The sequence below is a fragment of the Pseudomonas alvandae genome (assembly GCF_019141525.1).
Classification (GTDB): Bacteria; Pseudomonadota; Gammaproteobacteria; order Pseudomonadales; family Pseudomonadaceae; genus Aquipseudomonas; species Aquipseudomonas alvandae.
This window is the reverse complement of the sequence record NZ_CP077080.1, coordinates 4,855,609-4,881,591: the sequence shown is the minus strand read 5'-3', so window position 1 is coordinate 4,881,591 and position 25,983 is coordinate 4,855,609. Positions and strand designations below refer to the sequence as shown.

General features: G+C 60.2%; 26 protein-coding genes. 12 read left to right on the top strand and 14 right to left on the bottom strand.

Annotation, left to right across the window (positions count from 1 at the left end; translation table 11 throughout):
• Window positions 1-12: 12 nt before the first annotated feature.
• Together KSS97_RS21525 and KSS97_RS21520 are read left to right on the top strand one after the other, a co-directional pair.
• Window positions 13-1,323, top strand: a complete 1,311-nt coding sequence (locus KSS97_RS21525; protein ID WP_217860104.1) for an OprO/OprP family phosphate-selective porin — start codon at window positions 13-15, stop codon at window positions 1,321-1,323.
• Window positions 1,324-1,461: 138 nt separating this feature from the next.
• The gene (locus tag KSS97_RS21520; RefSeq protein ID WP_217860103.1) at window positions 1,462-2,586 is read left to right on the top strand and encodes a GNAT family N-acetyltransferase; all 1,125 of its coding nucleotides are present in this window, start codon (window positions 1,462-1,464) and stop codon (window positions 2,584-2,586) included.
• 164 nt (window positions 2,587-2,750) lie between these two features.
• Here the strand turns inward: KSS97_RS21520 and KSS97_RS21515 are convergent, their stop codons facing one another.
• The 4 genes from KSS97_RS21515 to KSS97_RS21500 form a co-directional block, all read right to left on the bottom strand.
• Complete coding sequence (locus KSS97_RS21515) at window positions 2,751-4,583, bottom strand: ABC transporter ATP-binding protein (protein WP_217860102.1); 1,833 nt, start codon at window positions 4,581-4,583, stop codon at window positions 2,751-2,753.
• A gap of 84 nt (window positions 4,584-4,667) precedes the next feature.
• Window positions 4,668-5,231 carry a peptidylprolyl isomerase gene (locus KSS97_RS21510; RefSeq protein WP_217860101.1) on the bottom strand — a complete coding sequence of 188 codons (564 nt, stop codon included), beginning with the start codon at window positions 5,229-5,231 and terminating at the stop codon, window positions 4,668-4,670.
• 4 nt (window positions 5,232-5,235) lie between these two features.
• Entirely contained in the window at window positions 5,236-6,039 is an 804-nt protein-coding gene (locus KSS97_RS21505) for an alpha/beta fold hydrolase (RefSeq protein ID WP_217860100.1), read from the bottom strand.
• A gap of 14 nt (window positions 6,040-6,053) precedes the next feature.
• Entirely contained in the window at window positions 6,054-6,977 is a 924-nt protein-coding gene (locus KSS97_RS21500) for a PA3225 family LysR-type transcriptional regulator (protein ID WP_030141161.1), read from the bottom strand.
• A 50-nt stretch (window positions 6,978-7,027) separates the two neighbouring features.
• On the opposite strand from KSS97_RS21500, the gene KSS97_RS21495 reads away from it, so the two are divergent.
• The 3 genes from KSS97_RS21495 (at window position 7,028) to KSS97_RS21485 (ending at window position 9,300) form a co-directional block, all read left to right on the top strand.
• Window positions 7,028-7,342: a hypothetical protein gene (locus tag KSS97_RS21495; protein WP_030141160.1), complete on the top strand. Its 315-nt coding sequence runs from the start codon at window positions 7,028-7,030 to the stop codon at window positions 7,340-7,342.
• Window positions 7,343-7,492: 150 nt separating this feature from the next.
• Window positions 7,493-8,092 (top strand): FMN-dependent NADH-azoreductase, encoded by a 600-nt coding sequence (locus KSS97_RS21490; RefSeq protein WP_217860099.1) that lies wholly within the window; start codon window positions 7,493-7,495, stop codon window positions 8,090-8,092.
• A 341-nt stretch (window positions 8,093-8,433) separates the two neighbouring features.
• The gene (locus tag KSS97_RS21485) at window positions 8,434-9,300 is read left to right on the top strand and encodes a carboxylate/amino acid/amine transporter (protein ID WP_217860098.1); all 867 of its coding nucleotides are present in this window, start codon (window positions 8,434-8,436) and stop codon (window positions 9,298-9,300) included.
• 110 nt (window positions 9,301-9,410) lie between these two features.
• On the opposite strand, the gene KSS97_RS21480 is transcribed toward KSS97_RS21485, so the two are convergent.
• Window positions 9,411-10,709: a mechanosensitive ion channel family protein gene (locus KSS97_RS21480; protein ID WP_217860097.1), complete on the bottom strand. Its 1,299-nt coding sequence runs from the start codon at window positions 10,707-10,709 to the stop codon at window positions 9,411-9,413.
• Between the two features lie 192 nt (window positions 10,710-10,901).
• Here KSS97_RS21480 and KSS97_RS21475 point away from each other — a divergent pair, with 192 nt between their 5' ends.
• On the top strand, window positions 10,902-12,248 hold the full coding sequence (locus KSS97_RS21475) for a DEAD/DEAH box helicase (RefSeq protein ID WP_030141156.1): 1,347 nt from the start codon (window positions 10,902-10,904) through the stop codon (window positions 12,246-12,248).
• Window positions 12,249-12,469: 221 nt separating this feature from the next.
• Here KSS97_RS21475 and KSS97_RS21470 read toward each other — a convergent pair whose 3' ends face one another.
• The 3 genes from KSS97_RS21470 to KSS97_RS21460 all read right to left on the bottom strand — a co-directional run bounded on the left by KSS97_RS21470 (window position 12,470) and on the right by KSS97_RS21460 (window position 14,245).
• On the bottom strand, window positions 12,470-12,745 hold the full coding sequence (locus KSS97_RS21470; protein WP_030141155.1) for a hypothetical protein: 276 nt from the start codon (window positions 12,743-12,745) through the stop codon (window positions 12,470-12,472).
• Window positions 12,746-12,920: 175 nt separating this feature from the next.
• Window positions 12,921-13,763: a sulfite exporter TauE/SafE family protein gene (locus KSS97_RS21465; RefSeq protein WP_217860096.1), complete on the bottom strand. Its 843-nt coding sequence runs from the start codon at window positions 13,761-13,763 to the stop codon at window positions 12,921-12,923.
• A 209-nt stretch (window positions 13,764-13,972) separates the two neighbouring features.
• A complete protein-coding gene (locus KSS97_RS21460; RefSeq protein ID WP_198797177.1) occupies window positions 13,973-14,245 on the bottom strand; it encodes a hypothetical protein in 273 nt (90 codons plus the stop codon).
• Window positions 14,246-14,807: 562 nt separating this feature from the next.
• On the opposite strand from KSS97_RS21460, the gene KSS97_RS21455 reads away from it, so the two are divergent.
• Window positions 14,808-15,065 (top strand): BrnA antitoxin family protein, encoded by a 258-nt coding sequence (locus KSS97_RS21455; RefSeq protein ID WP_217860095.1) that lies wholly within the window; start codon window positions 14,808-14,810, stop codon window positions 15,063-15,065.
• A gap of 195 nt (window positions 15,066-15,260) precedes the next feature.
• Here the strand turns inward: KSS97_RS21455 and KSS97_RS21450 are convergent, their stop codons facing one another.
• Window positions 15,261-15,992 (bottom strand): DUF899 domain-containing protein, encoded by a 732-nt coding sequence (locus KSS97_RS21450; RefSeq protein ID WP_217860094.1) that lies wholly within the window; start codon window positions 15,990-15,992, stop codon window positions 15,261-15,263.
• Window positions 15,993-16,180: 188 nt separating this feature from the next.
• Between KSS97_RS21450 and KSS97_RS21445 the strand changes: the two genes are divergently transcribed.
• On the top strand, window positions 16,181-16,573 hold the full coding sequence (locus KSS97_RS21445) for a hypothetical protein (RefSeq protein ID WP_030141150.1): 393 nt from the start codon (window positions 16,181-16,183) through the stop codon (window positions 16,571-16,573).
• 124 nt (window positions 16,574-16,697) lie between these two features.
• On the opposite strand, the gene KSS97_RS21440 is transcribed toward KSS97_RS21445, so the two are convergent.
• The 3 genes from KSS97_RS21440 to KSS97_RS21430 all read right to left on the bottom strand — a co-directional run bounded on the left by KSS97_RS21440 (window position 16,698) and on the right by KSS97_RS21430 (window position 18,742).
• Window positions 16,698-17,564 carry a DUF6279 family lipoprotein gene (locus KSS97_RS21440; RefSeq protein ID WP_030141149.1) on the bottom strand — a complete coding sequence of 289 codons (867 nt, stop codon included), beginning with the start codon at window positions 17,562-17,564 and terminating at the stop codon, window positions 16,698-16,700.
• Between the two features lie 81 nt (window positions 17,565-17,645).
• The gene (locus tag KSS97_RS21435) at window positions 17,646-18,356 is read right to left on the bottom strand and encodes a TorF family putative porin (RefSeq protein ID WP_217860093.1); all 711 of its coding nucleotides are present in this window, start codon (window positions 18,354-18,356) and stop codon (window positions 17,646-17,648) included.
• Between the two features lie 197 nt (window positions 18,357-18,553).
• On the bottom strand, window positions 18,554-18,742 hold the full coding sequence (locus KSS97_RS21430) for a PFL_1563 family small protein (protein ID WP_018607615.1): 189 nt from the start codon (window positions 18,740-18,742) through the stop codon (window positions 18,554-18,556).
• 329 nt (window positions 18,743-19,071) lie between these two features.
• Between KSS97_RS21430 and KSS97_RS21425 the strand changes: the two genes are divergently transcribed.
• Window positions 19,072-19,908 (top strand): CvfB family protein, encoded by an 837-nt coding sequence (locus tag KSS97_RS21425; RefSeq protein ID WP_030141147.1) that lies wholly within the window; start codon window positions 19,072-19,074, stop codon window positions 19,906-19,908.
• Window positions 19,909-20,315: 407 nt separating this feature from the next.
• Window positions 20,316-21,770 carry an NCS1 family nucleobase:cation symporter-1 gene (locus KSS97_RS21420; protein ID WP_217860092.1) on the top strand — a complete coding sequence of 485 codons (1,455 nt, stop codon included), beginning with the start codon at window positions 20,316-20,318 and terminating at the stop codon, window positions 21,768-21,770.
• Here the strand turns inward: KSS97_RS21420 and KSS97_RS21415 are convergent, their stop codons facing one another.
• Window positions 21,771-22,943 (bottom strand): MFS transporter, encoded by a 1,173-nt coding sequence (locus KSS97_RS21415; protein WP_217860091.1) that lies wholly within the window; start codon window positions 22,941-22,943, stop codon window positions 21,771-21,773.
• Between the two features lie 103 nt (window positions 22,944-23,046).
• Here KSS97_RS21415 and ptrR point away from each other — a divergent pair, with 103 nt between their 5' ends.
• Window positions 23,047-23,940 carry a putrescine utilization regulator PtrR gene (gene ptrR, locus KSS97_RS21410; protein WP_198797183.1) on the top strand — a complete coding sequence of 298 codons (894 nt, stop codon included), beginning with the start codon at window positions 23,047-23,049 and terminating at the stop codon, window positions 23,938-23,940.
• Window positions 23,941-24,078: 138 nt separating this feature from the next.
• Entirely contained in the window at window positions 24,079-24,207 is a 129-nt protein-coding gene (locus KSS97_RS28555) for a PA1414 family protein (protein WP_256222727.1), read from the top strand.
• A 249-nt stretch (window positions 24,208-24,456) separates the two neighbouring features.
• Here KSS97_RS28555 and KSS97_RS21405 read toward each other — a convergent pair whose 3' ends face one another.
• Window positions 24,457-25,845, bottom strand: coding sequence for a sodium:solute symporter family protein (locus tag KSS97_RS21405; RefSeq protein WP_217860090.1), 1,389 nt, complete (start codon window positions 25,843-25,845; stop codon window positions 24,457-24,459).
• Window positions 25,846-25,983 lie beyond the last annotated feature (138 nt).

Sequence of the window (25,983 nt, the reverse complement as noted above, 5' to 3'; positions counted from 1 at the left end):
GGGAATTCTTCGATGATCCGTAAGCACTTCGCAGGTGTTGCCGCCAGCGCACTGGCAATGGCAGTAACCGCCCAGGCTTTCGCCGGCACCGTGACCACTGACGGCGCCGATATCGTGGTCAAGACCAAGGGCGGCCTGGAGGTCGCTACCACTGACAAAGAGTTCAGCTTCAAGCTCGGCGGTCGTTTGCAGGCTGACTACAGCCAGTTTGATGGTATCTACACTGACAACGGCAACTCGGCAGACGCCGCTTACATCCGCCGTGCCTTTCTGGAACTTTCCGGCGTGCTGTACACGGACTGGGCCTATACCATCAACTACGACATGTCCCACAACAGTGGTGACTCCGACAACGGTTACTTCGACGAAGCGTCCTTGGCCTACAACGGCTTCAAGCCTGTTTCGATCAAGGTTGGCCGTTTCGACCCCGACTTCGGCCTGGAAAAAGCCACCAGCTCCAAGTGGGTGACCGCGCCAGAGCGTAACGCCGCCTACGACCTGATCGACTGGGCCAACAGCCACCAGAACGGCCTGGGCATCCAGGCGTCGAGCACTTTCGCCGATTCGTTCTACGCCTCGGCTGGCGTGTTCAGCAAAGACACCGACGACACCGACGGCGACAGCGTCAAGCAGGTCAACGGTCGCTTCGTGTTCGCACCGATGCACGACGCCGGCAACGTGCTGCACTTCGGCCTGAACGTGGCTTCCCGTGACGTGTCCGACACCGTGTTCGATGCACGCTACCGCTCCCGCCTGGGCATGCGTGGCGTTGAAACCCTGGGCGGCAATGACGCCGGTCCAAACGGCAACCGTCCGGTACTGGGCGGCGCCAACAACTCCCCGGCTGGCTCGTACGACCGCGACACCGCGTTCGGCCTGGAAGCCGCTTTCGCCATGGGCCCGGCGTCGATCCAAGGTGAATACATCACCCGCAAGACCAAGGCTGACGCCGACGGTTTCGAAGACATCAAGGGCCACGGTTTCTACGTTCAGGGTGCCTACACCATTACTGGCGAGTCCCGTGGCTATAAAGTCGGCAAGTTTGATGCGATCAAGCCGCAGAACAAGTCCATCGGCGCCTGGGAAGTGTTCTACCGCTTCGACAGCATGACCGTTGAAGACGACAACATCACCACTGCAAGCGCCACCCGCGAAGTGGGCGATGCCGAAGCCAAGGTGCACAACCTGGGTGTGAACTGGTACGCCAACGAAGCGGTGAAAATCTCGGCCGCCTACGTCAAGGCCAAGACCGACAAGGTCACCAACGTCAACGGTGATGACGACGGCGACGGCTTTGTCATGCGCGCCCAGTACGTGTTCTAAATCGCTGACCTGATACACCGCTACATCTTCATCCGTTACAGCTCCTTTGAACCCCGCCTCTGGCGGGGTTTTTTTATCCCCGTCCGCTCAGGATCGGCGATACTCGCCTGATCCGTCGTCTGGATCCCGGGGAACCGCATGCCGCTTCACGTCTTGGACAGCCTGTCCGCCATCGCGCCACACGAGTGGGACGCGCTGGTGCCCGTCAACCAACCCTTCCTGCGCCACGCTTTTCTCACCGCCCTGGAAGACAGTGCCAGCCTGGGCTCGCATACCGGGTGGCAGCCCGAGCATCTGCTGCACCTCGAGGAGGGGCGGATGCTGGCGGCGTTGCCCAGCTATCGCAAATGGCACTCCTATGGCGAGTATGTGTTCGATCACGGCTGGGCCGACGCTTGCGCCCGGGCCGGCATCGACTATTACCCCAAGCTGCTGACGGCGGTGCCGTTCAGTCCGGTGAGTGGCCCGCGACTGTTGACGGCGCGTGCTGAGGATGGCCTGGAGTTGCTGGGCAGCTTGCCGGGCTATCTGGAGATCGAAGGGCTTTCCAGTGCCCACATCAATTTCACCGATGCCTCTACCGATGCTGCTCTGGCCGGGCAGGAGGGCTGGTTGCAGCGGATCGGCTGCCAATACCACTGGCAGAATCGCGGCTATCGGGACTTCCAGGATTTCCTCGATGCGCTCAGTTCCCGCAAGCGCAAGCAGATGCGCAAGGAACGCGAGCAAGTGGCGGGGCAGGGCATTGATTTCGAATGGCTGGAAGGCCGTCAGTTGGACGAGGCGCAGTGGGATTTCGTCTACGCCTGTTACGCCAACACCTACGCGGTGCGTCGGCAGGCGCCTTATCTGACCCGTGCGTTCTTCAGCCTGCTGGCCGAGCGCATGCCCGAGGCCATTCGCGTGGTGCTGGCCAAGCAAGGTTCACGGCCCGTGGCGATGGCGTTCAGCCTGGTGGGCGGCGACAGTTTCTACGGACGTTACTGGGGATGCCTGGCGGAATTCGATCGCCTGCATTTCGAGACGTGTTTCTACCAGGGCATGGACTATGCGATTGCCAATGGCCTGCAGCGTTTTGATGCCGGAGCACAGGGCGAGCACAAGTTGATTCGCGGGTTCGAACCGGTGATCACGCGCTCGTGGCACTACCTGCGTCATCCAGGCCTGAAAGCAGCGGTGGCGGATTTTCTCGCGCGCGAACAGGAGGGTGTGATGGCTTATGCCGAAGAGGCCAGGACGGCACTGCCTTATCGGCAGTGTTGAGGCTGTCTGAGCCCCCGTGGCGAGGGAGCTTGCTCCCGCTGGACTGCGCAGCAGGCCCCTGCGGTGTATCTGACACATCGCAGTGCCAGATACAGTTTGGGGCTGCTACGCAACCCAGCGGGAGCAAGCTCCCTCGCCACGGGTTTGGTTGCGTCAGATAGAGATCAATCGATCCCCACAAACCCACCCGTCTGATGCTGCCACAGCCGCGCATACAACCCACCCTGGGCCAACAGCTCGGCATGGCTGCCGGTCTCGGCGATCCGACCTTTCTCCAGCACCACCAACCGGTCCATCCGGGCGATGGTGGAGAGGCGGTGGGCGATGGCGATCACGGTCTTGCCTTGCATCAGCGTCTCGAGGCTTTCCTGGATGGCCGCCTCGACTTCCGAGTCCAGCGCGGAGGTCGCTTCGTCCATGATCAGGATCGGCGCATCCTTGAGCAGCACCCGGGCAATAGCGATGCGCTGGCGCTGGCCGCCGGAGAGCTTCACGCCGCGCTCGCCGACGTGGGCATCGAAACCGGTGCGGCCTTCGGCGTCCGAGAGCAATGGGATGAACTCATCCGCCCGGGCCTTGTGAACCGCTTCCCAGAGTTGCGCGTCGGTGGCGTCGGGCTTGCCGTAAAGCAAGTTGTCGCGGATCGAGCGGTGCAGCAGCGACGTGTCCTGGGTGATCATGCCGATGCGCGCGCGCAGGCTTTCCTGACCGACGTGGGCAATGTCCTGGCCATCGATGAGGATGCGCCCGCCCTGTACGTCATAGAGGCGCAACAACAGGTTCACCAACGTCGATTTACCTGCGCCGGATGGCCCGATCAGGCCGATTTTCTCGCCTGGCTTGATCACCAGGTTCAGGTCGCCGATCACGCCGCTTTTCTTGCCGTAGTGGAAATCCACATGCTCGAAATGCACTTCGCCCTGGGCCACCGCCAGTGGCTTGGCCTGCTCGCGGTCAGTGACGCTGACGGGCTGGGAGATCGTCTGCAGGCCGTCCTGGACCATGCCGATGTTTTCGAAGATGCCGGTGACCACCCACATGATCCAGCCGGACATGTTGACGATGCGGATCACCAGGCCGGTGGCCAGCGCAATCGCGCCGACGCTGATCAGCGATTGGGTCCACAACCACAGCGCCAGGGCCGTGGTGCCCACGATCAGCAGGCCGTTCATGCTGGTGATGACCACGTCCATGCTGGTCACCACGCGGCCGGCCAGCTGGGCTTTTTCGGTTTGCTCCTCGATGGCTTCGCGGGCGTATTGCTGTTCGAAGTTGGTGTGGGCGAACAGCTTCAGCGTGGTGATGTTGGTGTAGCCATCGACGATCCGCCCCATGAGCTTGGAGCGGGCATCGGACGACACCACCGAGCGTTCCTTGACCCGCGGTACGAAGTAATACAGCGCGCCGATGTAGGCGGCGATCCACATCAACAGCGGGATCATCAGGCGCCAATCGGCTTCGGCGAACAGCACCAGGGAACTGATGGCATAGATCAGCACGTGCCACAACGCATCCACGGCCTGCACCGCCGAGTCCCGCAGGGAGTTGCCGGTCTGCATGATGCGCTGGGCGATGCGCCCGGCGAAGTCGTTCTGGAAGAAGTTGAGGCTCTGCTTGAGCACGTAGCTGTGGTTCTGCCAGCGGATCAGGCTGGTCATGCTCGGGCTTAGGGTCTGGTGGACCAGCAGGTCATGCAGGGCCACGAAGATCGGCCTGAACACCAGCGCAACCACGGCCATCCACGCCAGTTCAAGGCCGTGGACCTTGAAGAAGTCGGCGCTGGGCGTGGCCTGGGTCAGGTCGATGATGCGGCTCAGGTAGCTGAACAGTGCCACCTCGATCAGCGCGCCGATCAGGCCGACCACCAGCAGCGCGGCGAAGCTGGGCCAGACTTGTTTCAGGTAATAGGTGTAGAAGGGCAGGACGCGGTTCGGCGGGGCCGAGGTCGGCGCGTCGCGAAAGATGTCGATCAGTTTTTCGAAACGGCGATAAACCATGGGTTACATAGCCCGGGCAGGGCTCTCCTTATTTGCTGTGGGCTGCGCGGGATCGCCGACGCCGCCCAGGCTTGCCCTGCGGGTTTAGTCGATGCGCTTGGCCGACTTGATGATCACAGGGTCGATCGGCACGTTTTGCATGCCTTGTTTGGTGGTGGTCTGGGAGTTGACGATGATGTCCACCACGTCCATGCCCTTGACCACCTTGGCGAACACTGCGTAGCCGGCGTCGCGGCCTGGGTCGAGGAAGGCGTTGTCGGCCACGTTGATGAAGAACTGGCTGGTGGCCGAATCCGGGTTGGAGGTGCGGGCCATCGACAAGGTGCCGCGCACGTTATGCAGCCCGTTGCTGGCTTCGTTCTTGATCGGCGCCTTGGTGTCTTTCTGTTGCATCTGCTGGGTGAAACCGCCGCCCTGGGCCATGAATCCCGGAATCACACGGTGGAAAATCGTGTTGTTGTAGAAGCCGCTGTCGACGTACTCAAGGAAGTTCTTGGTACTGATAGGGGCCTTCACCGGGTCCAGTTCGATTTCGATCTGGCCGTTGGTGGTGTCCAGCAAGACGTGTGGCGCCTTGGCCGGTTGCGCGGCCATCAGGTTGGCAGCAAAGAGGACGGAGCCGGCGGCGAGGGCGAGTTTTTTCAGCATGGGTTCAATGATCCTGGGTAGTGGAATCGATAGCGGTCAAGAATTCGAGCAGGGTCTGGTTGAAGCGTTCAGGTTGATCCAGCGGCGTAGCGTGCCGTGAATCGGTGATGACTGCCAGTCGTGCGTCAGGCAATAGCTTTACATAAGCCTCTTTCAGCGCCACCGGGGTGTAGTCGTGATCGGCGCAAATAATGAGGGTTGGACAGGCAACTTGCGCCAGGCGTTCCTGTACGCCCCAGCCGACAATGGCGTCGAAGCTGGCGAGATAAGCACGTTTGTCGTTCGTTGCCCAGCGCCGGGCCATTTCCAGGCGCAGCTCGGCCTGTTCGGGCTTGGGAAACAGCTTGGCGCCGAGGGCCTTACCGATGGTTTCCAGGCTGAGCAGGCGCATCAGGCTCCAGCGCTTGAACCATTGCCAGCAATCATCGGGCGTGCGGACCTTGACCTCGGGGGCACTGTTGACGATGCACAGGCTCTTGACCCGCGCGGGTTCGTCCACGGCCAGTTGGAAACAGATCATGCCGCCCATGGACCAGCCCACCAAGTGCACGGCGCCCAGGTCGAGGTGATCGATCAGCGCGCCCAGGTCAGCGCTGAAACCGCCGATGCTGTAGCGCTCGCGCGGCTTGTCGGAGCGACCGTGGCCACGCACATCCAGCACGATCAGGCGATAACGGGCGGACAGCACGGGGATCTGCTTTTCCCAGTCCCGTGTGCTGGAACCCAGCCCATGGACCAGCACCAAGGGCGCGCCGTGACCATATTCCTCGTAGTGCAGGTTGCAACCTTCGTGCTCGAAATAGGCCATCGGCGAAGTCCTTGTCAGGCTTGTTCAGGGGCGGCGAACGGTGCATCCAACGGCGCGGTGTCAAAGGTGCGCAGCAGTTCGATGAGGATTTGCGTGGCCGGGCCCAAGGGTTTTTCCTTGTTGGAGAACAGATAGAAGGTCGAATTGCGGCTGCCTCCCTGCTCCAAGGGTAGACGCTTGAGCAAGCCTTCCTTGAGTTCTCGTTCGATCATGTGCCGGGGCAGCCAGGCGAATCCCAGGCCACTGCCGACAAACGTCGCGGCAGTGGCGAGGCTGCCGACGGTCCAGCGTTGTTCGGCACCAAGCCAGCCGACGTCCCTGGGCTGTTGGCGGCCGGAGTCGCGGATGACCACTTGCAGATGGCTTTCCAGATCCTGGAAGTTCAGCTCGCGGTTGAGGCGGTGCAGGGGATGCTCGGGATGGGCCACTGCGATGAATTCGACGTCGCTCAATTCCGCGCCCAGGTAACCGGGAATGCTGAAGCCGCTGATGGCCAGGTCGGCCACGCCTTCGAGCAGCACTTCCTCGACGCCGGACAACACTTCCTCACGCAGCCGCACCCGGCAGCCTCGGCTCTGCGGCATAAATGCCGTCAGCGCCCGGACGAGGCGGGCGCTGGGGTAGGCCGCGTCGACCACCAGGCGCACCTCCGCTTCCCAACCTTGCTCCATGTGGTGGGCCAGGTCTTCCAGTTGGCTCGCCTGCTTCACCAGTTGCCGCGAGCGGCGCAACAATACGCCGCCGGCCTCGGTCAGCACGGCCTTGCGTCCATCGATGCGCAGCAGCGGCACGCCGAGCTGGTCCTGCATGCGGGCCACGGTGTAGCTCACCGAGGATTGGGAGCGGTGCAGCACTTCGGCGGCCTGGGCGAAACCACCGTGGTCCACCACCGCCTGCAACGTTCGCCATTGATCAAGGGTCACGCGGGGCGCTTTCATATTGAGCTCCTCTTGTCCTAAGCTGGCGGTCCCTTGGTGGAGACTGCCGAATGAAAAAAATCTGTTGTGCGCTGCTGGCCCTGTTGCCGCTGACCGCCTTTGCCTACCCGATCGACGTGGAAAAACACCTCAACGGCCTGAGCATCGACTACAACGCCTACGACACCGATGCCGACATCGGCTCGATCCAGGTCAACAACTACGGCAGCACCGATGCGGCCTGCAAGGTGGTGTTTCGCAACGGCCCGGAAGCGCCGCGCACCCGCAACATCGAAGTCGCCGCCGGCAAGTTCAAGAACGCCACCGCCAAGTTCAACCGCAACATCATCAAGCTGCGCATCGAGCTGACCTGCAAGCCGAAATAGCCGGCGGCGGGGCAGCGCCATAAAGCTTGCTCCGCTTATAAACGAAAATATCGATGTGTTGCAGCAATTATTTGCGCTTTTTCATCGATATGATCGCGCTTAACCTTCACTCCATCGACTGACAACATTTTCAGATGGAGCCTACAAGCCATGTCCCGCGTCCTGATCATCGAAAGCAGTGCCCGCCAGCAAGATTCTGTTTCCCGTCAACTGACCCAGACCTTTATCAGCCAATGGAAAGCTGCGCATCCGTCCGATGAAATCACCGTTCGCGACCTGGCCGTCAATCCGGTACCGCACCTGGATGCCAACCTCCTGGGCGGCTGGATGAAGCCGGCCGAGCAGCGCAACGATATAGAAAATGCGTCGCTGGAGCGCTCCAACCAACTGACCGACGAACTGCTGGCCGCCGACGTACTGGTGATGGCGGCGCCGATGTACAACTTCGCGATCCCCAGCACCTTGAAAGCCTGGCTCGACCACGTGCTGCGTGCCGGTGTGACCTTTAAGTACACCCCCACCGGCCCCCAGGGTTTGTTGACCGGCAAACGCGCCTTCGTACTCACCGCACGCGGCGGCATTCACGCCGGCGGCGCCTCCGATCATCAGGAACCGTACCTGCGCCAGGTCATGGGTTTCATCGGTATCCATGACGTGACCTTCATCCATGCCGAGGGCATGAACCTGGGCGGCGACTTCCAGGAGAAGGGTTTGAACCAGGCCAACGCCAAGCTTTCCCAGGTCGCCTGAGCCGTTAATCCTCGGGTAATCGCCGAGTGGTCTAGTGACTCGGCGCTTCCCTTCAAACCGTTTTGCGCATCGAACCTCCCTTTGCACTTTTGCTCCTGAGTGCATCAGCCCGATTGAACGCTTTAGCGAGATCGGGCTTTTTTTTGCCTGGGATATTCCATTCGCTGAATGCCCATGTGGGAGCGAGCTTGCTCGCGAAGGCGTCGTGTCAGTCGATGCATTAGCTGCCTGATACTCCGCTTTCGCGAGCAGGCTCGCTCCCACAGGGTCTGTGTAGAGAGGTAATTAGCGACAACCACCAAAACCCGCTATCTTCGCCGCCATTCAAAACGAGGGGCGGTATGGGCTATCTACTGTTTGTGACCTTGATCCAGGCGTTCTCCTTCAGCCTGATCGGCGAATACCTGGCGGGGCATGTCGACAGTTATTTCGCGGTGCTGGTGCGCGTCGTGCTGGCGGGACTGGTGTTCATTCCCCTGACGCGCTGGCGTCAGGTCGAGCCATCGTTCATGCGTGGCATGTTGCTGATCGGCGCTCTGCAGTTTGGCGTGACCTACGTCTGCCTCTATCTGAGTTTCCGAGTGCTGACCGTGCCGGAAGTGCTGCTGTTTACCATCCTTACTCCGCTGCACGTGACCTTGATCGAAGACGCCCTCAATCGTCGCTTCAATCCGTGGGCCTTGATTGCGGCGCTGGTGGCAGTGGCTGGTGCGGCGGTGATTCGCTACGACCGGATCAACCCGGACTTCTTCATGGGCTTCTTGCTGCTGCAACTCGCCAACTTCACCTACGCGGCCGGGCAGGTGTTGTACAAGCACTTGGTGGCGCGTCACCCAAGCGACCTGCCGCATTATCGGCGTTTCGGTTATTTCTATCTCGGCGCGCTGATGGTGGCGTTGCCGGCGTTCCTGCTGTTCGGCAAGGCCGATTTCTGGCCGGAGGCGCCGTTGCAATGGGGCGTGCTGGTCTTCCTCGGGCTGGTCTCCACCGCGTTGGGGCTGTACTGGTGGAACAAAGGTGCCTGCCTGGTCAACGGCGGCACGCTGGCGGTGATGAACAACTTGCACGTGCCGGTGGGGCTGCTGGTGAACCTGCTGATCTGGAACCAGCACGAGGCGCTGGGGCGGTTGCTGCTGGGTGGGTCGGTGATTTTGGCGGCGGTGTGGATCAGTCGGTTGGGGATACGCCAATCTCAGCCTTCACCCTAACCCCTGTGGGAGCGAGCTTGCTCGCGATGGCGCACTATCAGTCAGCATCTATGTTTCTGACACACCGCTATCGCGAGCAAGCTCGCTCCCACAGGGGAATCGGGTTGGCTTCAGACCACCTGCTTCTGCGGCTCCGGCACGTGACTCGCCCCCAGCACCGCCGGCAACAACCCCGCCCGCAGATCCGTGCCGCTCGGCTGCTGGTACAGGCCCAAGCCGAACTCCGGCATCACCGCCAGCAGGTAATCGAAGATATCCCCCTGGATGCGCTCGTAGTCGGCCCACACGGTGGTGCCGGTGAAGCAGTAGATTTCCAGCGGGATGCCCTGTGCGGTGGTCTGTAGCTGGCGCACCATGCAGGTCATGTTCGGCTGGATCTCCGGGTGGCTTTTCAAATAGGCCAGGGCATAGGCGCGGAAGGTGCCCAGGTTGGTCATGCGCCGGCGGTTGGCCGCCATCGCCGCGACGTTGCCCTGGGCTTCGTTCCAGGCCTTGAGTTCGGCCTGTTTGCGGCCCATGTAGTCGGTCAGCAGGCGAACCTGGGACAGGCGCTGCTCTTCGTCATCATGCAGGAAGCGCACGCCGCTGGCATCGATGAACAGGCTGCGCTTGATCCGTCGTCCGCCGGATTGCTGCATGCCGCGCCAGTTCTTGAACGACTCGGACATCAATCGCCAGGTCGGGATCGAGACGATGGTCTTGTCGAAGTTCTGCACCTTGACCGTGTGCAACGTGATGTCCACCACATCGCCGTCGGCGCCGACCTGTGGCATTTCGATCCAGTCGCCGACCCGCAGCATGTCGTTGCTGGTCAACTGCACGCTGGCGACGAACGACAGCAGCGTGTCCTTGTAGACCAACAGGATCACCGCCGACATCGCACCCAAGCCCGACAGCAGCAACAGGGGCGAGCGGTCGATCAGGGTGGCGACGATGATGATCGCGCCGAACACATACAGCACCATTTTCGTCAGCTGCACATAGCCTTTGATCGAGCGGGTGCGTGCGTGTTCGGTGCGGGCGTAGACGTCCAGCAGGGCGCTGAGCAAGGCACTGATGGCGAGCAACATGAACAGGATGGTGAAGGACAGCGCGACATTGCCGAGGAAAACCGTGCTGGTCTTGCTCAGCCCCGGCACCAGGTGGAGGCCGGACTGAATGATCAGCGACGGCGTCGTCTGCGCCAGGCGATGAAAGACTTTGTTCTGGCGCAGGTCGTTGACCCAGTGCAGGGCCGGTTGCCGGCCGATCAGCTTGGCGCCGTGCAGGATCAGGTAGCGCGCCACGCGCCCGAGCACCAATGCGATCGTCACCAGCAGCGCCAGCGCAAGGCCGGAATGCAGCAGCGGATGTTGATCCAGGGCGCCCCAGAAATCCTGGAGGTTGAGCCAGAGTTGTTTGATATCCATGGGCGAGACGGTTCTTCTGTGAGCGCGATGGGGCGAATTAGAGCATTTAAGCGCCGCGAAGTGACCGTTGATCGTCAATCCTATGATCAAAACACGCTGATTTGCTGCCGTTTGCACAAAGAAACTCGGCCTTCGCGCTCGAAACCGTTACCCTATGCAGCTGTTTTTTTGCATTTCTTCGAGGTAGCACCCGTGTTTTCCCAATTCGCCCTGCACGAACGCCTGCTCAAAGCCGTGGCCGAGCTTAAATTTGTCGAGCCAACGCCGGTGCAGGCAGCGGCTATTCCGCTCGCGCTCCAAGGGCGTGACCTGCGGGTGACGGCGCAAACCGGCAGCGGCAAGACCGCCGCGTTCGTGCTGCCGATCCTCAACCGCCTGATCGGCCCGGCCAAGATCCGCGTCAGCATCAAGACCCTGATCCTGCTGCCGACCCGTGAACTGGCCCAGCAGACCTTGAAGGAAGTGGAGCGCTTCTCGCAGTTCACCTTCATCAAGTCCGGCCTGATCACTGGCGGCGAAGACTTCAAGGTCCAGGCCGCCATGCTGCGCAAGGTGCCGGACATTCTGATCGGTACACCGGGACGGATGATCGAGCAACTGAACGCCGGCAACCTCGACCTCAAGGAAGTCGAAGTGCTGGTGCTGGACGAAGCCGACCGTATGCTGGACATGGGCTTTGCCGAAGACGTGCAGCGCTTGGTGGACGAATGCGTCAATCGCCAGCAGACCATGCTGTTCTCTGCCACCACCGGCGGTTCGGGCTTGCGCGAGATGATCGCCAAGGTGCTGAACAACCCTGAGCATTTGCAGCTCAACGCGGTCAGCCAACTGAACTCCACCACCCGCCAGCAGATCATCACCGCTGACCACAACCAGCACAAAGAGCAAATCGTGAACTGGTTGCTGGCCAACGAGACCTACGAAAAAGCCATCGTCTTCACCAACACCCGGGCCATGGCCGACCGCATCTACGGTCGCCTCGTTGCCCAGGAATACAAGGCGTTCGTGCTGCACGGCGAGAAAGACCAGAAGGACCGCAAGCTGGCCATCGACCGCCTGAAGCAGGGCGGCGTGAAAATCCTCGTCGCCACCGACGTCGCTGCCCGTGGCCTGGACGTGGATGGCCTGGACATGGTCATCAACTTCGACATGCCCCGCAGCGGCGATGAATACGTGCACCGCATCGGTCGTACCGGTCGTGCCGGCAACGACGGCCTGGCGATCTCGCTGATCTGCCACGGCGACTGGAACCTGATGTCGAGCATCGAGCGCTACCTCAAGCAGAGCTTCGAACGCCGCACCATCAAGGAAGTCAAAGGCACGTATGGCGGACCGAAAAAGGTCAAGGCATCGGGCAAGGCCGTTGGCGTGAAGAAGAAAAAGGTCGACGCCAAGGGCGACAAGAAAAAAACCGGCGCCAAGGCCCCGACCAAACGCAAGACCGCCAACCGCCCGAAGACCGACGCCCCGTCGCTGGTCAGCAAGGACGGCATGGCCCCGCTCAAGCGCCGCAAGCCAGAGGCGCCGGCGGCTGAGTGAGTTGGCGTTAGCGCTTCATGAAAAAACCGGACCTTGGGTCCGGTTTTTTTATGCACAGATGAATCTGACACGACGCCCGTGGCGAGGGGATTTATCCCCGCTGGGGCGCGAAGCGGCCCTAAATCTGGCAACCCGGTATGTCAGATTAATCGGGAGGGCCGCTTCAGCCCAGCGGGGATAAATCCCCTCGCCACAAAAGCTGGTCATGCCTGACTCAGCGATCACTCCGCCTTCTTCTGCGCCTCTTCCAACTCCTGCAGACGCTTGTCGATCAACTGGCACTTGTCCGGCAGATCCTTGCTGGAAGTCCCCAGATCCATGGCTTGCAGTTCGTCATTCATTTCCTTGGCCTTGGACGGGTCCTGCTCGGTGAGCTTGGCGACCTTGTCCGCCAGTTGCTCGCGCTTGAGGGTGGCTTCTTCAGGCGTGCAGGTGGCCCAGGCGGGCAGGGCGCAGGCGAGGGTGGCGGCGAGAGTGAGTTTGATGAGGGTTTTCATGGCTCGGGCCTCGTATTCCTTTGTTGGGCGGATATCCGGTTGAGGCTGGGGGCGGGTGGAAAGTTCATTGATTTACCATTTAGAAAATCCCGCTTTTGGCTTGTTGCGCCAGCAGTTTCTTTGCCTGTCCGCCGGCAGCAGGCGAGTCGAGAAGCGCATCCCTTCGATAAACCTATCAGTAGAAGCCTCGCACCAGCAGCATAACCGCACCGATGAAAACCACGCCCTCCATTAAAAGTGAATGCCCGCCCGGTGTCACATTGCGTAATAAACGGCGGGCGACAAACGCCCCGGGTACGGTTGCCAATCCGATCAAAAGCCCGCCCAGCACCAGTTTGGCGTCGAGCTGCTGGAACCCTCCGAATACGGCTACCTTGACCAGTCCCATCGTCAAAGAGATGACCGCATCGGTTGCAATGAGAGGAGCGCCGTATAGCCCCGACGACAAGAGGATGGTGCTGAGTACTGGACCAGTTCCAGTCATTGCCCCATTGACGAGGCCAAACCCCGCGCCGCAAACGCCTTCTCCCAGGCTTCCAAGAGCGTGGTTGGATGACGAACGCAACCGTCGGAACAAGATGCTGCAAAACATGACCCCGCTGAGCAGGACGCAAATCCATCGTGAGGACAGCAGGGTGTAGCTGTAAGCACCCAAGGCGCAACAAGGCAAGCCCGCGCACAGCAGTCTTTTGACGTGTACCCACTCGATAGCCCGCCAAAACGCCCAGGCTCGGCTACCGTTAGTCAGGACCATGCCGACCGCCATTAGGGGGATCACGTTCTCAACGCCAACAATAGGCACCAGTGCGATGGGCAGGATCAATCCCGTCCCGAAGCCTGAAACGCCTCCGATCAGGGATGCAAAGAATGCAACGGCGGCGATCACTACTGCCTCGTACAGGCCAACGTTTCCCAACTGCAACCCCCCTCTATTCTCCCGACCGTGTCTGGCATGATTAAGCAAAGTCCGGCTGCTGCTACAACGTTCAAGCAAAAAGGGAACAGATTTGAATGGCAACTACTTATCCTTCTTCGGGTATCCATTCTTCCTGACTTCGGTCCTGGTGATCGACGTCTTTTCATCAGTATGGGGTAAGGCTTGGGTCTTCGTTTTATAGCGCACGGCTCAACTGTTGATGCTGTGCTTGTAGAACCTGGTCTGTACCCAGAGTCCATTTTGCTTTCCGCGCATGTGAAAAACGGCGACCCGAAGGTCGCCCGTTTTCGTTATTCAGCAGCTTGCGCTCGCAGCCGTCTCCCAATCACATCCAACACATCACACCCATCGCGCAGCGATATCGTCAGCAGCTTGCAAAAATCAGAAAGCACAACCGTATCGGAGCTGATGTCCGAACGGAACGCGATGTTTTCCAGCAGCTGGGTCACGGTGCGGATGCGGTAGTCGGCGGTTTCGAAGAGTACGTCGAGTGGGGCTTCGGTTTCGATGAGGAGGGTGGCAGGCGTGCAGTCGACGCCAGTGATGGGCATGTATCTGGTCATAGCAAGAGCCTCGGAAGTTGATGAGCCTCTCTGTTGATGCGAGTCGCCAAACCCGGTCGTCTTTTTGAGCGACGAGGGACTATAGGCTGGCCCGGTCCAGTGCCACAAGACACCGCTTTCCGAGCTTCGTGTAGGACGTTTGGCCTGGCATTTGTCGGCTTAAAGCAAGCGACTGCTACGCAGTCGAGCGGGGGCAAGCTCCCTCGCCACGGGGCGGTGCTCGGCTTGAAGATTGTGCTTATCCGCATCGTTAGCCGCAGGGGTTGGCCTCTTAGTGTCCGTTGGGATGTGGATAAGTCCTCGTTTCTTCCACTACGAGCTGTTTTGTCATCTGTCTATTTGTAGGAAGTTTCAACCTTCGAGCGAGATCCTTCGTACTTCTATAGGGGACGCGTCTGATTTCAGAAGGACGGTTTCGACAGTAGTCTCTTTGGTCAGAGGTGCGCCGCGTCGAACCATTGGCCGGATCAGTATGTGGCTGGCGCGGTTGGCTACACCGAACGGCGAGGCGATGAGATCCGCATGCCTCCGCCCGATAGCTACGAAATAGGAGGCATACGTTATGTCGAAAACATCGAAAACTGACTGGGAGCGCTTGGCCAAGTTGGATGATGCGGACATCGATACCAGCGATATCCCCGAATTGGATGAGAACTTCTTCCGTCGCGCCGAGCTGCGTGTGTCGGTAAAGCAGGCGGTGACTATTCGCCTTGATGCCGATGTGGTTGAGTGGTTCAAGGGGCAGGGTGCGGGTTATCAAACACGCATCAATCAGCTTCTTCGGCAATACATGCAGGCTCAGCAGGGCCATCGTCGGTGAGCAAATCAATGACAACGGGCGACTGAGAAGTCGCCCGTTGTCATTGATTCTGTTAGCGGCGCTCGCAGGTCTTCCGATTCGATCAATCCTCTCGCGTGGCGCTGTGGTTAAGGCAAAACTGGCGACTGCTGCGCAGTCGAGCGGGAGCAAGCTCCCTCGCCACGGGGACCGGGCTCGACTGGGCTGCTTGGCGCATCAGCTGTGGCAGCAACCACGCGGCTTGGCCTCTTCGTACTTATCATGATGCCGCACCCAATCCATGATCTCGTCTTCATTGCGGCCCTTGGGCGTGAGGTCGAGGTAGTTGTAGGTGCCGACCAATATGTCCAGGCCGCGGGCGTAGGTGGAGTAGGTGTGGAAGATGTCGCCGGCTTCGTTGCGATAGAAGACGCTCAGGCCTGGGAGTTCGCCTTCGGTGGTGTCGGTTTTTTCGTAGTTGTAGGTGGCTATTCCAGCGGCGGTGTCTTCGGTTTTAAAGCTGACACCGAAGTCATAGTTGAAGTCGCAGCCATGCGATGAAACCCAGTCGAAGGCCCAGCCCATGCGACGCTTGAAGGGTTGGAATTCAGCGAAGGGCGCGCGGGACACGGCCACCACGGCGACATCGTGGTGGGCCAGGTGTTGGTTGGCGCCGTCGATGTGGTCGGACAGGAACGAGCAGCCTTGGCAGCCTTCGGTCCAGCCGGGGCCGAACATGAAGTGGTAGATGATCAGTTGGCTGCGGCCGCCGAACAGGTCGGCGAGGCTCAGTTCGCCGTGGAGGCCTTGGAAGCGGTAGGGTTTGTCGATTTTTACCCAGGGCAGGGCGCGGCGTTCGGCGCTGAGTTTGTCTCGTTCGCGGGTGAAGGCTTTTTCGTGGGCCAGGTGTTCGCGGCGGGCGGCGAGCCATTCTTCACGCGAGACGACCTGATGGTGCTCGATGTTCATGGGGCTTCTCCTCAGGGATGGATATACCGACGATTGCAAAAGTTAGTCGTTTGGCTGGCGGCGGATTCGACAAACCGTTGGTCGGCTTGTGGATATGGGCGGTCGAAAACCCGGCTGAACGGCGCTGAACCGCTTCGGTCACACGTTAGGTAGGCATCTCTCTCTTAAGCTTTAGAGGATGGACCAGGATGACGACTTATAACTGGGACTTGATCGAACGGTTGCTCCACGAAGTGCAGAACGGCGCCGGCCACAGTTTCACCCCTCGGCCTTATGCGGAGCAGCACGCGGCGGAAAAGGCGGCTCAGGGCGAGGAAATCGAGAACCTCGATCATCTGAAAGCGGTCGCTGGGGAGTACGAAAAATTACTGCTGGAGCGTGGGTATATCGAGCCCCGGCCAGAGGAGGAGGGCGGCAATGGCGAGAATTTTGTGCTGACACCACGCGGCTCGCGGTTGTTGAGCCTGATCGACAGCAGCATTCCGGGCAATGATCATCCGCGCCAGGTGCTGGATGAGCAGGAAGATGCGCTGGATGAGTTTACCTTTGATGATCTGGCTTCGAAGGCGCAGATTGCCTGATGGTCTGCGCTGAACCCTGTGGGAGCGAGCTTGCTCGCGATAGCGGTCTGACATTCAACTGATGTGTTGCCTGTTCAGCCACTATCGCGAGCAAGCTCGCTCCCACATTGGATTTACAGTGGTTTTACGAGCGTGCTGCCTTCAAGCATTTCAGATCACTGAAATCCTTCTTCACCCCATCAATCTTCTGCAACAACCGTTCACGCTGCGCCGGGGTGCTGTTGGCCATCAGGTCCACCAGCAGGCTGCGGGCCTGGGCTTCGGTTTTGTTGTAGGCCTCGCGGTAAGCGGGCGTCCATAGGCTTTCGCGGTTTACCAGCAGTTGCTCGATACGTTTCGGGAAGTTGGGGCTGTGGCGCTGGGCGACGGCTTCGCTGAACTGGTTTTGCCAGTGGGCGCGGTTGGCGATCCATTGCTGGTTCTGGTCGCCCAGGGCGGTGGACCAAGCCATCACCCGCTGGCGCTGTGCGTCGTTGATCGGGCCGATCCAGTCGTCGAGGCGTTTCTCCATGCGCTCGGCGCGCTCCTTGATCTGTTGTTCTAAAGTCGGCTTGAGGTATTCACGCTGCCGCTTGCGCTGGTCCTTGACGAACGCGGCGTCCATGTCGGCGACCTGCTCGTTGCTCAGGCCCTGCAATAACTCGATGGCCGAAGGTGTGATCTCCCGGGCGGTCTCGGCGATCGCGGCCTTGGCCTCGCGCGTGCGCTGCTGCAAGGCTTCATCAGTCACCTGGTTGGTCTGCACCATGGTCTTCAGGCGATCGAGCCAATCCAGGTAGCCGGGCAGTTGCGTGGTGCAATGCCAGCTCAAGTGCTCCTTGAGGCGATCGTCGAACCAGTCTTTTTGCTGACCGTTGATCTCCAGGTAATCGTTGAGTGTCCAGGGAATGATCAGGTCGAGGTTGCGGTAGGCCAGGCCAACACGGCTGCAAGCGGTGAGTGTCAGCAGCAGGGCGATGAACATGGCGGTGCGTACTAACCAGCGCGACATGAGCGAGTCCTTGCGAAAGCGGAGGTGCTTTGTTTGAGCATGGCAGGCGCGCGGCAGTTCAGCCGATTGAATAAGTAACGCTTAGTAAAAAGGATGGGCCATCTTCAGGGTCAGCAGGCTATCGCATTCGCTGTTGTGGCCGGAGTACGCCGAGCAGCTGCTACCGCTGAGGCTTGAGTCGCTGTAGATCAGGTCCAGGTCGATGCCCCGCCACGGTCGGGAGATTTTCAACGACCAGTCGCTGAAACTGCCTACATAACCATTCTCCACCGAGACGGGGTTATTGAGTTGGTGGGTGGTGTATTTGGCGCTGATGCCGATGCCGAAGGGCACGTTGCCACCGAGGTCGGCAAACAGGGTGCTGTTCTGTTTGTCCGGGTCGTTGCTCAACGCCGCACCGAAGCGGCTGCCGAGGATGGTCAGGCCGCCGTAGAATTCCTGGCTGTCGAGGGTGTCGACGGTGGGGTAGCTGTAGTGGATCAGGCCGACTTCGTAGCCCAGGGTCTGGTCGAAAGGGTGTTTGAAGCCCATGTAGGAATCGACTTCAAGGTCGGCGGAGTAGCCGGCACTGGGAGACCATTGTCCGACGTACCAGCCACTGTCGTGGCTCAGGTCCAGGCCGCCGTGGAACGAGCCGGTGCTCGACGGTGTGACCAGGCCTTGGGCCATGCTGCGGCTGGGGGTGGTGCCGAGCTTGAGGTCGAAGTCACCGAGCTCGCGCTGGAATACCTGCCCATAGGCAAAGGGGCAAGCGAGCAAGCTGAACGTCAGCAGGACAACAGGAATGCGCATGCTTCACTCCATCAATAGCGAGGAGCAGGGAACCGTAACCAAGCTGGAACGCTTGAGCTAGAGAGGTGCAAGCATACCGGCGAATGTTCGGCAGCGATGGCCGTTCGTCGATTTCTGCGGGAATGGATTTAAGGAGAGGGGTTCCAGCCCAAGCGCTTCGGGATTCAAAGCGCTTTGGGACCAGGTGACGCGGGGGATTACTTCTTGCCCAGGCTGATCTGCTTGGACGGACCGAAGGTCTGGCCGCTGACACCTTTGGCAATCTGCTGGATTTCACCGCCGGACTTGAGGAACGCAGCGATCTGGTCGTTGATCGACTCGCTGGTTTCAACGGCTGGAGCTGGCTTTGCTTTGCTGTTGGATGCTTTTACGCGCATGACGGCCATTAACCTATGGATAATTAATTGGGCCAGGCATCGTACAGGAAATACTTGACAATTGCTTGGCAAATATCCCCTTTGATTATTTTCGGCAAGGCCTGAATATTGACCGATTCATGCCTGTTTATTACCGCTAAGCCACTGTTTTTAAATAACAACCGTGCCTTTTATTCAAAGCTGAAGCGGCACGGCTCGAGCCCTTCGCCGTCTGACGAATGGCTTTGTCAAGGCGAAAACCCTTGAAAATCAAGGCCTACACGGTCAGATCCTTCAACGTCACGAATCGCACCGCAAAACCGGGTAGAATGCCGCCCACGCAATGAGGGTATTTGGAAATGGCTTTAGTCGGGCGCTACAACAGTTTGCAAGTGGTTAAACACACCAACTTCGGTTTATACCTGGACGGCGGTGCGGACGGTGAAATCCTCCTGCCCAACCGTTATATCCCCAAGGATATTCCCAGTGAAGATGAAGACTGGCTCAATGTTTTCATTTATCTGGACAGCGACGACAAACTGATCGCCACCACGGAAAAACCGAAAGTCCAGGTTGGGGAATTCGCCAGCCTGAAAGTGGTTGAAGTCAACAGCATTGGCGTGTTCCTGGACTGGGGCCTGCCGAAGGATCTGCTGCTGCCGTATTCCGAAGAAAAACGCCAGCTGACGGCGGGCGAGTACTGCGTGGTGCACGTCTACCTCGACAAGCACACCCGCCGCATCACCGCCACCGCGCGGTTGGATCGTTATCTGGACAAGACCCCGGCCAACTACACGGCTGGGCAGGAAGTTGATTTGCTGGTTGCCGAAGCTACCGACATGGGCTTCAAGGCGATCATCAATAACAAGCACTGGGGCTTGATCCACAAGAACGAAATCTTCAAGTTCATGCGCGCCGGCAAACAGGAAAAGGGTTTCATCAAGGAGATCCGTCCGGACGGCAAGATCAGCTTGAGTTTGCAGCCGGTGGGTCAGGAAGCGGCCACCAGCCTCAACGCGAAGATCCTCGCCAAGTTGCGTGAAAACAACGGCACGCTGCCGGTCAGCGACAAGAGCGACCCGGTGTTGATCAGCAGTCTGTTTGGCGTGAGCAAGGGCAACTTCAAGAAGGCCATTGGTGCGCTGTACAAGAACGGGCAGATTGTCATTCATGCTGATCGTATTGAGTTGACTTGATCGTTAGGCCGAGCAAACCACCGTTGGCTAGGTCATCCTGTGGCGAGGGGATTTATCCCCGCTGGGCTGCGAAGCAGCCCTGATTCGAACGCCTCGGTGTACCTGCCAGATTGAGTGGTTATTTTTGGGGCTGCTCCGCAGCCCAGCGGGGATGAATCCCCTCGCCACAAATTTTCGCTGTATACAAAACTCCTTGCACCTTAACCATGCACCCGCGCCCCGTTCGTGGGCGTTCTGTTGTGCTCGTTCGGTTTTTACCTGCGCTGAAAAGCGCGGTTTGTCTCGTATCCAGCGCCTATGGCACGCATTCTGCGTAGTAGCCCGTATACAAACCACGCCGGCTCCCGTGCGCAGTGTGGTGGACAATCAAACTCGGGGGCACGGCGGCACCCAACAGGAGCCCCGCAATGTCCGAGCAATTGCCCAACGGCTACAGCCCCCGTCTCTATAACGAAGACCTCGGCCCGCTGCCGCAGAAATGGAATTGGTACAACATCTTCGCGTTCTGGATGAGTGATGTGCACAGCGTCGGCGGCTATGTGTTTGCCGCCAGCCTGTTCGCCTTGGGCCTGGCGAGTTGGCAGGTGCTGATCGCGTTGCTCGGCGGGATTTGCATCGTGCAATTGATCGCCAATCTGGTCGCGAAGCCGAGTCAACAGGCGGCGGTGCCTTATCCGGTCATTTGCAGGCTGGCATTTGGCGTGTTCGGGGCGAATATCCCGGCGGTGATTCGCGGGCTGATCGCGGTGGCCTGGTATGGGATCCAGACGTACCTGGCGTCAAGTGCGCTGATCATCGTAGTCCTGCGGTTTTTTCCTTCGATGGAAGCCTACGCGACACCTCATTTTGCCGGCTTGTCCTACCTGGGCTGGTTCGGTTTCCTCAGCCTGTGGTTCGTCCAGGCATTGGTGTTCTGGACAGGCATGGAGTCGATCCGTCGCTTCATCGACTGGGCAGGGCCGGTGGTGTACGCCGTGATGTTCCTGTTGGCCGGTTGGATTGTCTGGAAGGCTGGTTGGAGCAACATCAGTTTTACCCTGGCGGAAAAGTCCCTATCCGGTTGGCAGGCATTCGGCCAAGTGATCGTGGCGACGGCCCTGGTGGTGTCCTACTTTTCGGGTCCGACCTTGAATTTCGGCGATTTCAGTCGGTACTGCCGGAGCATGTCCGACGTACGTCGTGGAAATTTCTGGGGCCTGCCGGTGAATTTCCTGGCGTTCTCCCTGGTGACCGTGGTGATTGTTTCCGGCACGTTGCCGGTGTTTGGAGAAATGCTCCACGACCCGATCGCCACCGTGGCGCGCATCGACAACAACGTCGCCGTCCTGCTGGGCGCCTTTGCCTTCGTCACCGCGACCATCGGCATCAACATCGTCGCGAACTTCGTGTCCCCGGCCTTCGACTTTGCCAACGTCGCGCCGAGCAAGATCAGTTGGCGCGCCGGCGGGATGATTGCGGCGGTGGCCTCGATTTTCATCACGCCGTGGAATCTGTTCAACAACCCTGAAGTGATCCACTACACCCTGGACGTGCTGGCGGCGTTTATCGGCCCGTTGTTTGGCATCCTGCTGGTGGATTACTACCTGATCAAGAAGCAGCAGATCGACGTCGATGCGCTGTTCAACGACGGCCCGACTGGACGTTATTACTACAACGGGGGGATCAACTGGACAGCGGTGAAGGCGTTGATCCCGGCGACGCTGATGGGCGTGGCAATCACGTTCACGCCGTTTCTCCAACCGATGGCCAACTTTGCCTGGTTCACCGGCTGCTTCCTTGGCGGTGTGTTGTATTTCGCCTTGGCGCGACGCGAACCTTTCCCACAGCTGAACACATCGCTGAACCCGGCCGGCCAGGCCTGATCACCGCAGGACGGTCTGGGCGCAGCGTTCGACCGCGCTTCGGTTGGCGGGCCGCAGCAACAGGCCGCCCGCCAGCACCAGGCCACTGCCTGCGATGATCAGTGCGGGTTGCAAGCCGCCGCTGAAATGGCTGCTCAGCGCCGCCAGCAACGGTCCGCTGAGCTGGCCGATGGCGAAACACGCGGTCAGCAGACCGATGTTGCGCTGGATGGCATGGGGCGCCAGTTCTCGGGAACGCAACACCATCAATTGCATGCAAGCCAGGAATGGCGTGCCACACAGGATCACGCCCAGCGCCAATCCCGCGCCGCTGCCCAGCAGGCAGGCAAAGACGCCAGCAGCTTGCAGCCACAAGGTCGCCATCAACCAGCGGCTGGTGGTGTTCGGGTTGGGCCGGCGCAGGCTCACCAACAGCACGCCGATGGCTGCGGCCAGGCCGAAGCAAGGCCAGAACAGGTCTGCCTGCCATTGCCCGTGGAACTGTGCGGAAGCCATCTGCGACAGGAAGGTCGCCGGAATGATATAGCCAACGCCATACAAGGCATAAACCACGCAGAGCCGGGCGATGCCGCGGTGGTTGGCCACGGTGGTTGGCGCTGCAACAGTGGCCGTAGGCACGGGTTTCGGCAGGGCCGGCAGGATCACCAGCAACATCAACAGCGCCGCCCCGGCGTATACCAGCCACAAGATGTCGGATGTATGGCCCAACAGGTTCGAGCCAAGGGCCAACAAGCCTGTCAGAAAAATTCCCAAGCCAGGTCCGGCGAATACCAGTGCGCCCAGCCGTGGTCGCCCCGTCGCCGCAGCCAAGGGTTGGCTCAGGGCAGTAATCATCACCATCACCCAGGCGCTCGCCACGCCCGTGCCGAAGCGCAACGCCAGGTGCGGCCAGAAGCCCCAGGCCCAGAACGACGCCAGGGTTAACAGCACGCACAACCACAGGCCGCCGAGCAACCGTCGCTGCACCTGTTCCGGACGGCGGGCGAACATGGCGTCGAGCGCGCCGAGCAGATAACCGAGGTAGTTGGCAGCGGCGATCAGACCGGCGGCGGTCAAGTCCACCTGACCTTCGCCGATCAAATGAGGTAACTGCGGTGTGAGGGCGAAGCGGCCAATGCCCATGGCCATCATCAGGGCAATGAAGCTGGCGAGCAGGCGAATCAAGGGCGACATGGTCGATCTCCGGCGTCGAGGTGATTGACCGTCAGGCTAGGACCGATTGACTTTCATTAAAAATGAATAATAGTGAGCAACTTGTTCGTTTTTGGAGAAGGTTGTGGAGTTCAGCCAGTTACGTATTTTCCAAGCGGTGGCCGAAGAGGGTTCCATCACTCGGGCCGCCGAGCGTCTGCACCGGGTGCCGTCGAACCTGTCGACCCGGCTCAAGCAGCTGGAAGAGCAGTTGGGCGTGGATCTTTTCCTAAGGGAGCGTCAGCGATTGCAGTTGTCGCCTGCGGGAAAAGTCCTGTTGGACTATGCGACCAAGCTGTTCGCCTTGCATGACGAAGCCCACGCGGCGGTGCAGGGCGGCCAGCCGGCCGGGGATTTTGTCCTGGGCACGATGTACAGCACGGCGGCGACGCATTTGCCGGACCTGCTGGCGGCTTATCACCGGGCTTATCCGGCGGTGAACCTGCAAGTGCAATCGGGACCGAGTGGGGAGTTGCTTGAAGGCCTGCTCACCAATCGCCTCGATGCGGCGCTGGTGGACGGCCCGCTGGAGCTGGCGGGGTTGGATGGCGTGCCGTTGTGCGACGAGCGGTTGGTGTTGATCACTGAGACCGATCATCTGCCGGTGCGCAGTGCGCTGGATGTGCAGGGCCGTGCGGTGTTCACTTTCCGGCGTGGCTGTTCCTATCGGATGCGCCTGGAAGCCTGGTTCGCCCACGACCATGCAACCATGGGCCGGGCGATGGAGATCGAGTCATACCAGGGAATGCTGGCCTGTGTGATTGCCGGCTCCGGGGTGGCGCTGATGTCCGAGTCGATGCTCGCCAGCCTGCCGGGGCGCGAACGTGTCATGGTGCATCCGCTGGCCGAGCCGTTTGCCAGTGCGACGACGTGGTTGATGTGGCGCAAAGGCATGGTCGGCGCCAACCTGAACGCCTGGATTGAATTGCAACAACAAGCCTGGCCGCGTGCGCCAATGATCCCGGCGCAATCGGCTTGAACTCACCACCTGGGATTTGGATCAATTCAGTAACAGATCATTGCAATCTGTAACGAGCATTGAACAGGACTTCGGACTATTATCAGTGCGAAGGGGCCACAGAAATCTGCCGCTCGCACCACCTGAGGGGGCACCACGATGAAAGAGAAAATCCAGAACTGGCTTCATGACCTGGGTGTCGCGCTTGGCCTGATCGAGCCGCCCATGCAGCCGATACCGATCCGCACTGACGACGAGCAACGTCGCCGCCAGCCGCGCCGCCGGTAAACCCACCAGGAATTTGGAGAGATCGCAGTTCCGGACCATTTCAATCGAGATGGCCCGGAACTGCGATCTTTTTATTGGCGGCGCGAACACCTGTGGCGAGGGGATTTATCCCCGCTCGACTGCGCAGCAGTCGCAAACAGGGTCAAGAGTATTTTCTGAAAGATAGGAAAGGCTTAAACAGGGCAGCTTCGCAGCCCTGCGGGGATGAATCCCCTCGCCACAAGTGTGTTCGGCTCGATTCAGTTTCGATCAAGCCGCCTTGGCCACCACATTCGACCTTGGCGACAGCAAACTCACCAGCACGAAACTCACCAACGCCACGCTCAGGCTGTAATAGATCGGCGTGTTCGCATCCAAACCATCCTTGAACATGAAGAACAACGCCGTCACGAAGCCCAGCGACATGCTGCTGATCGCGCCTGCGGTGGTCGCGCGTTTCCAGTAGATGGCACCGATCAGCGGGATCAGCATGCCGCCCACCAGCAGGTTGTACGCCAGCGTCAGGGCGCTGATCACATCGCTGACCACCAGGGCGATCGCCAGGACAACCCCGCCCAACAGCAAGGTCGCGATGCGGTTTTCATGGACGTCGCCGTTACCGCTTTCACGACCTTGGCGCAGACGCGGCAGGAGATCCTGGACGACGGTGGTGGAGGCCGCCAGCAGTCCCGCCGCCGCGGTGGACATCAGCGCCGCGAGGGCAGCGGCGATGACGAGGCCGCGGATCCCGTTGGGCAAGCTGTGTTGCACCACGCTGGCGAAGGCGTTGTTGACGTTTTCCAGGTCCGGCAGCAACACCTTGGCCGCCATGCCGATCAGCGCACCGGCCAGGCCGTAGAGCACGCAGTACAGGCCGGCGGCGGTGCCGGCGACTTTGGCCACGCCTTCGCTGCGGGCGGTGAATACCCGCTGCCAGATGTCCTGGCCGATGAAGATGCCGAAAAAGTAGATCAGGAAGTACGTGACGATGGTGTCCCAGCCAATCGCGGTGAAATCGAAATAGCGCGCCGGCAAGGCCGCCACCATCGCGTCCCAGCCACCGGCGTCACTGATGGACATCGGCATCAGCAAGAACACCAGGCCGATGGTCATGATCAGGAACTGCACGATGTCGGTCAGGGTCAGCGACCACATGCCGCCGATGGTGGAATACAACACCACTACGCCGCCGCCCACCAGGATCGAAACCCAGAAGGGCAGGCCGAACAGCACTTGCATGACCGTGCCGATGGCGATGGTCGACGTGGCGCCGATCATCAGCGCGTAGACCAGCATGATCAGTGCGCTGGCATGGCGCGCGGCCGGGTTGTAGCGGCGCTCCAGCACCTGGGTCACGGTGTAGATCTTGAGCTTGAGCAACGGCTTGGCGAGGAACAGGCTCAGCCCGACGATGCCCAGGCCGATGGCGCCGCACAACCAGAACCCGGAAATGCCATGGACATAGCCCAGGCGCACGGTGCCGATGGTCGATGCGCCGCCGAGCACGGTGGCGGCCATGGTGCCCAGGTAGAAGCCCGGGCCGAGGTTGCGCCCGGCGACGAGGTAGTCGTCACGGGTCTTGGCGCGGCGCATGCCGTACCAGCCGAGGGCGATCATGCCGGTGGCGTAGATGAGAACGACGATTAAATCCAAGGCCATGATGGCGTGTCTCCGATTTGTCTTTTTTATAGGAAGTCGAGATGGCGCCATGGACAGATGGAGTTGTGGCGAGGGGATTTAGCGAAACGTCGCACCGCCCCGCTGGGCTGCGAAGCAGCCCCAAAACAGCCAACTCAA

Excerpts from the sequence above, each read along its gene's own strand:
- KSS97_RS21460 (WP_198797177.1), bottom strand. The coding sequence starts at position 14,245 with ATGACCAGATACATGCCCATCACTGGCGTCGACTGCACGCCTGCCACC.
- KSS97_RS21445 (WP_030141150.1), top strand. The coding sequence starts at position 16,181 with ATGACGACTTATAACTGGGACTTGATCGAACGGTTGCTCCACGAAGTG.
- KSS97_RS21505 (WP_217860100.1), bottom strand. The coding sequence starts at position 6,039 with ATGGCCTATTTCGAGCACGAAGGTTGCAACCTGCACTACGAGGAATAT.
- KSS97_RS21500 (WP_030141161.1), bottom strand. The coding sequence starts at position 6,977 with ATGAAAGCGCCCCGCGTGACCCTTGATCAATGGCGAACGTTGCAGGCG.
- KSS97_RS21440 (WP_030141149.1), bottom strand. The coding sequence starts at position 17,564 with ATGTCGCGCTGGTTAGTACGCACCGCCATGTTCATCGCCCTGCTGCTG.
- KSS97_RS21515 (WP_217860102.1), bottom strand. The coding sequence starts at position 4,583 with ATGGTTTATCGCCGTTTCGAAAAACTGATCGACATCTTTCGCGACGCG.
- KSS97_RS21510 (WP_217860101.1), bottom strand. The coding sequence starts at position 5,231 with ATGCTGAAAAAACTCGCCCTCGCCGCCGGCTCCGTCCTCTTTGCTGCC.
- KSS97_RS21455 (WP_217860095.1), top strand. The coding sequence starts at position 14,808 with ATGTCGAAAACATCGAAAACTGACTGGGAGCGCTTGGCCAAGTTGGAT.
- KSS97_RS21485 (WP_217860098.1), top strand. The coding sequence starts at position 8,434 with ATGGGCTATCTACTGTTTGTGACCTTGATCCAGGCGTTCTCCTTCAGC.
- KSS97_RS21490 (WP_217860099.1), top strand. The coding sequence starts at position 7,493 with ATGTCCCGCGTCCTGATCATCGAAAGCAGTGCCCGCCAGCAAGATTCT.
- KSS97_RS21480 (WP_217860097.1), bottom strand. The coding sequence starts at position 10,709 with ATGGATATCAAACAACTCTGGCTCAACCTCCAGGATTTCTGGGGCGCC.
- KSS97_RS21430 (WP_018607615.1), bottom strand. The coding sequence starts at position 18,742 with ATGGCCGTCATGCGCGTAAAAGCATCCAACAGCAAAGCAAAGCCAGCT.
- KSS97_RS21450 (WP_217860094.1), bottom strand. The coding sequence starts at position 15,992 with ATGAACATCGAGCACCATCAGGTCGTCTCGCGTGAAGAATGGCTCGCC.
- KSS97_RS28555 (WP_256222727.1), top strand. The coding sequence starts at position 24,079 with ATGAAAGAGAAAATCCAGAACTGGCTTCATGACCTGGGTGTCGCGCTT.
- KSS97_RS21495 (WP_030141160.1), top strand. The coding sequence starts at position 7,028 with ATGAAAAAAATCTGTTGTGCGCTGCTGGCCCTGTTGCCGCTGACCGCC.
- KSS97_RS21425 (WP_030141147.1), top strand. The coding sequence starts at position 19,072 with ATGGCTTTAGTCGGGCGCTACAACAGTTTGCAAGTGGTTAAACACACC.
- KSS97_RS21525 (WP_217860104.1), top strand. The coding sequence starts at position 13 with ATGATCCGTAAGCACTTCGCAGGTGTTGCCGCCAGCGCACTGGCAATG.
- KSS97_RS21435 (WP_217860093.1), bottom strand. The coding sequence starts at position 18,356 with ATGCGCATTCCTGTTGTCCTGCTGACGTTCAGCTTGCTCGCTTGCCCC.
- KSS97_RS21415 (WP_217860091.1), bottom strand. The coding sequence starts at position 22,943 with ATGTCGCCCTTGATTCGCCTGCTCGCCAGCTTCATTGCCCTGATGATG.
- KSS97_RS21520 (WP_217860103.1), top strand. The coding sequence starts at position 1,462 with ATGCCGCTTCACGTCTTGGACAGCCTGTCCGCCATCGCGCCACACGAG.
- KSS97_RS21420 (WP_217860092.1), top strand. The coding sequence starts at position 20,316 with ATGTCCGAGCAATTGCCCAACGGCTACAGCCCCCGTCTCTATAACGAA.
- KSS97_RS21470 (WP_030141155.1), bottom strand. The coding sequence starts at position 12,745 with ATGAAAACCCTCATCAAACTCACTCTCGCCGCCACCCTCGCCTGCGCC.
- KSS97_RS21405 (WP_217860090.1), bottom strand. The coding sequence starts at position 25,845 with ATGGCCTTGGATTTAATCGTCGTTCTCATCTACGCCACCGGCATGATC.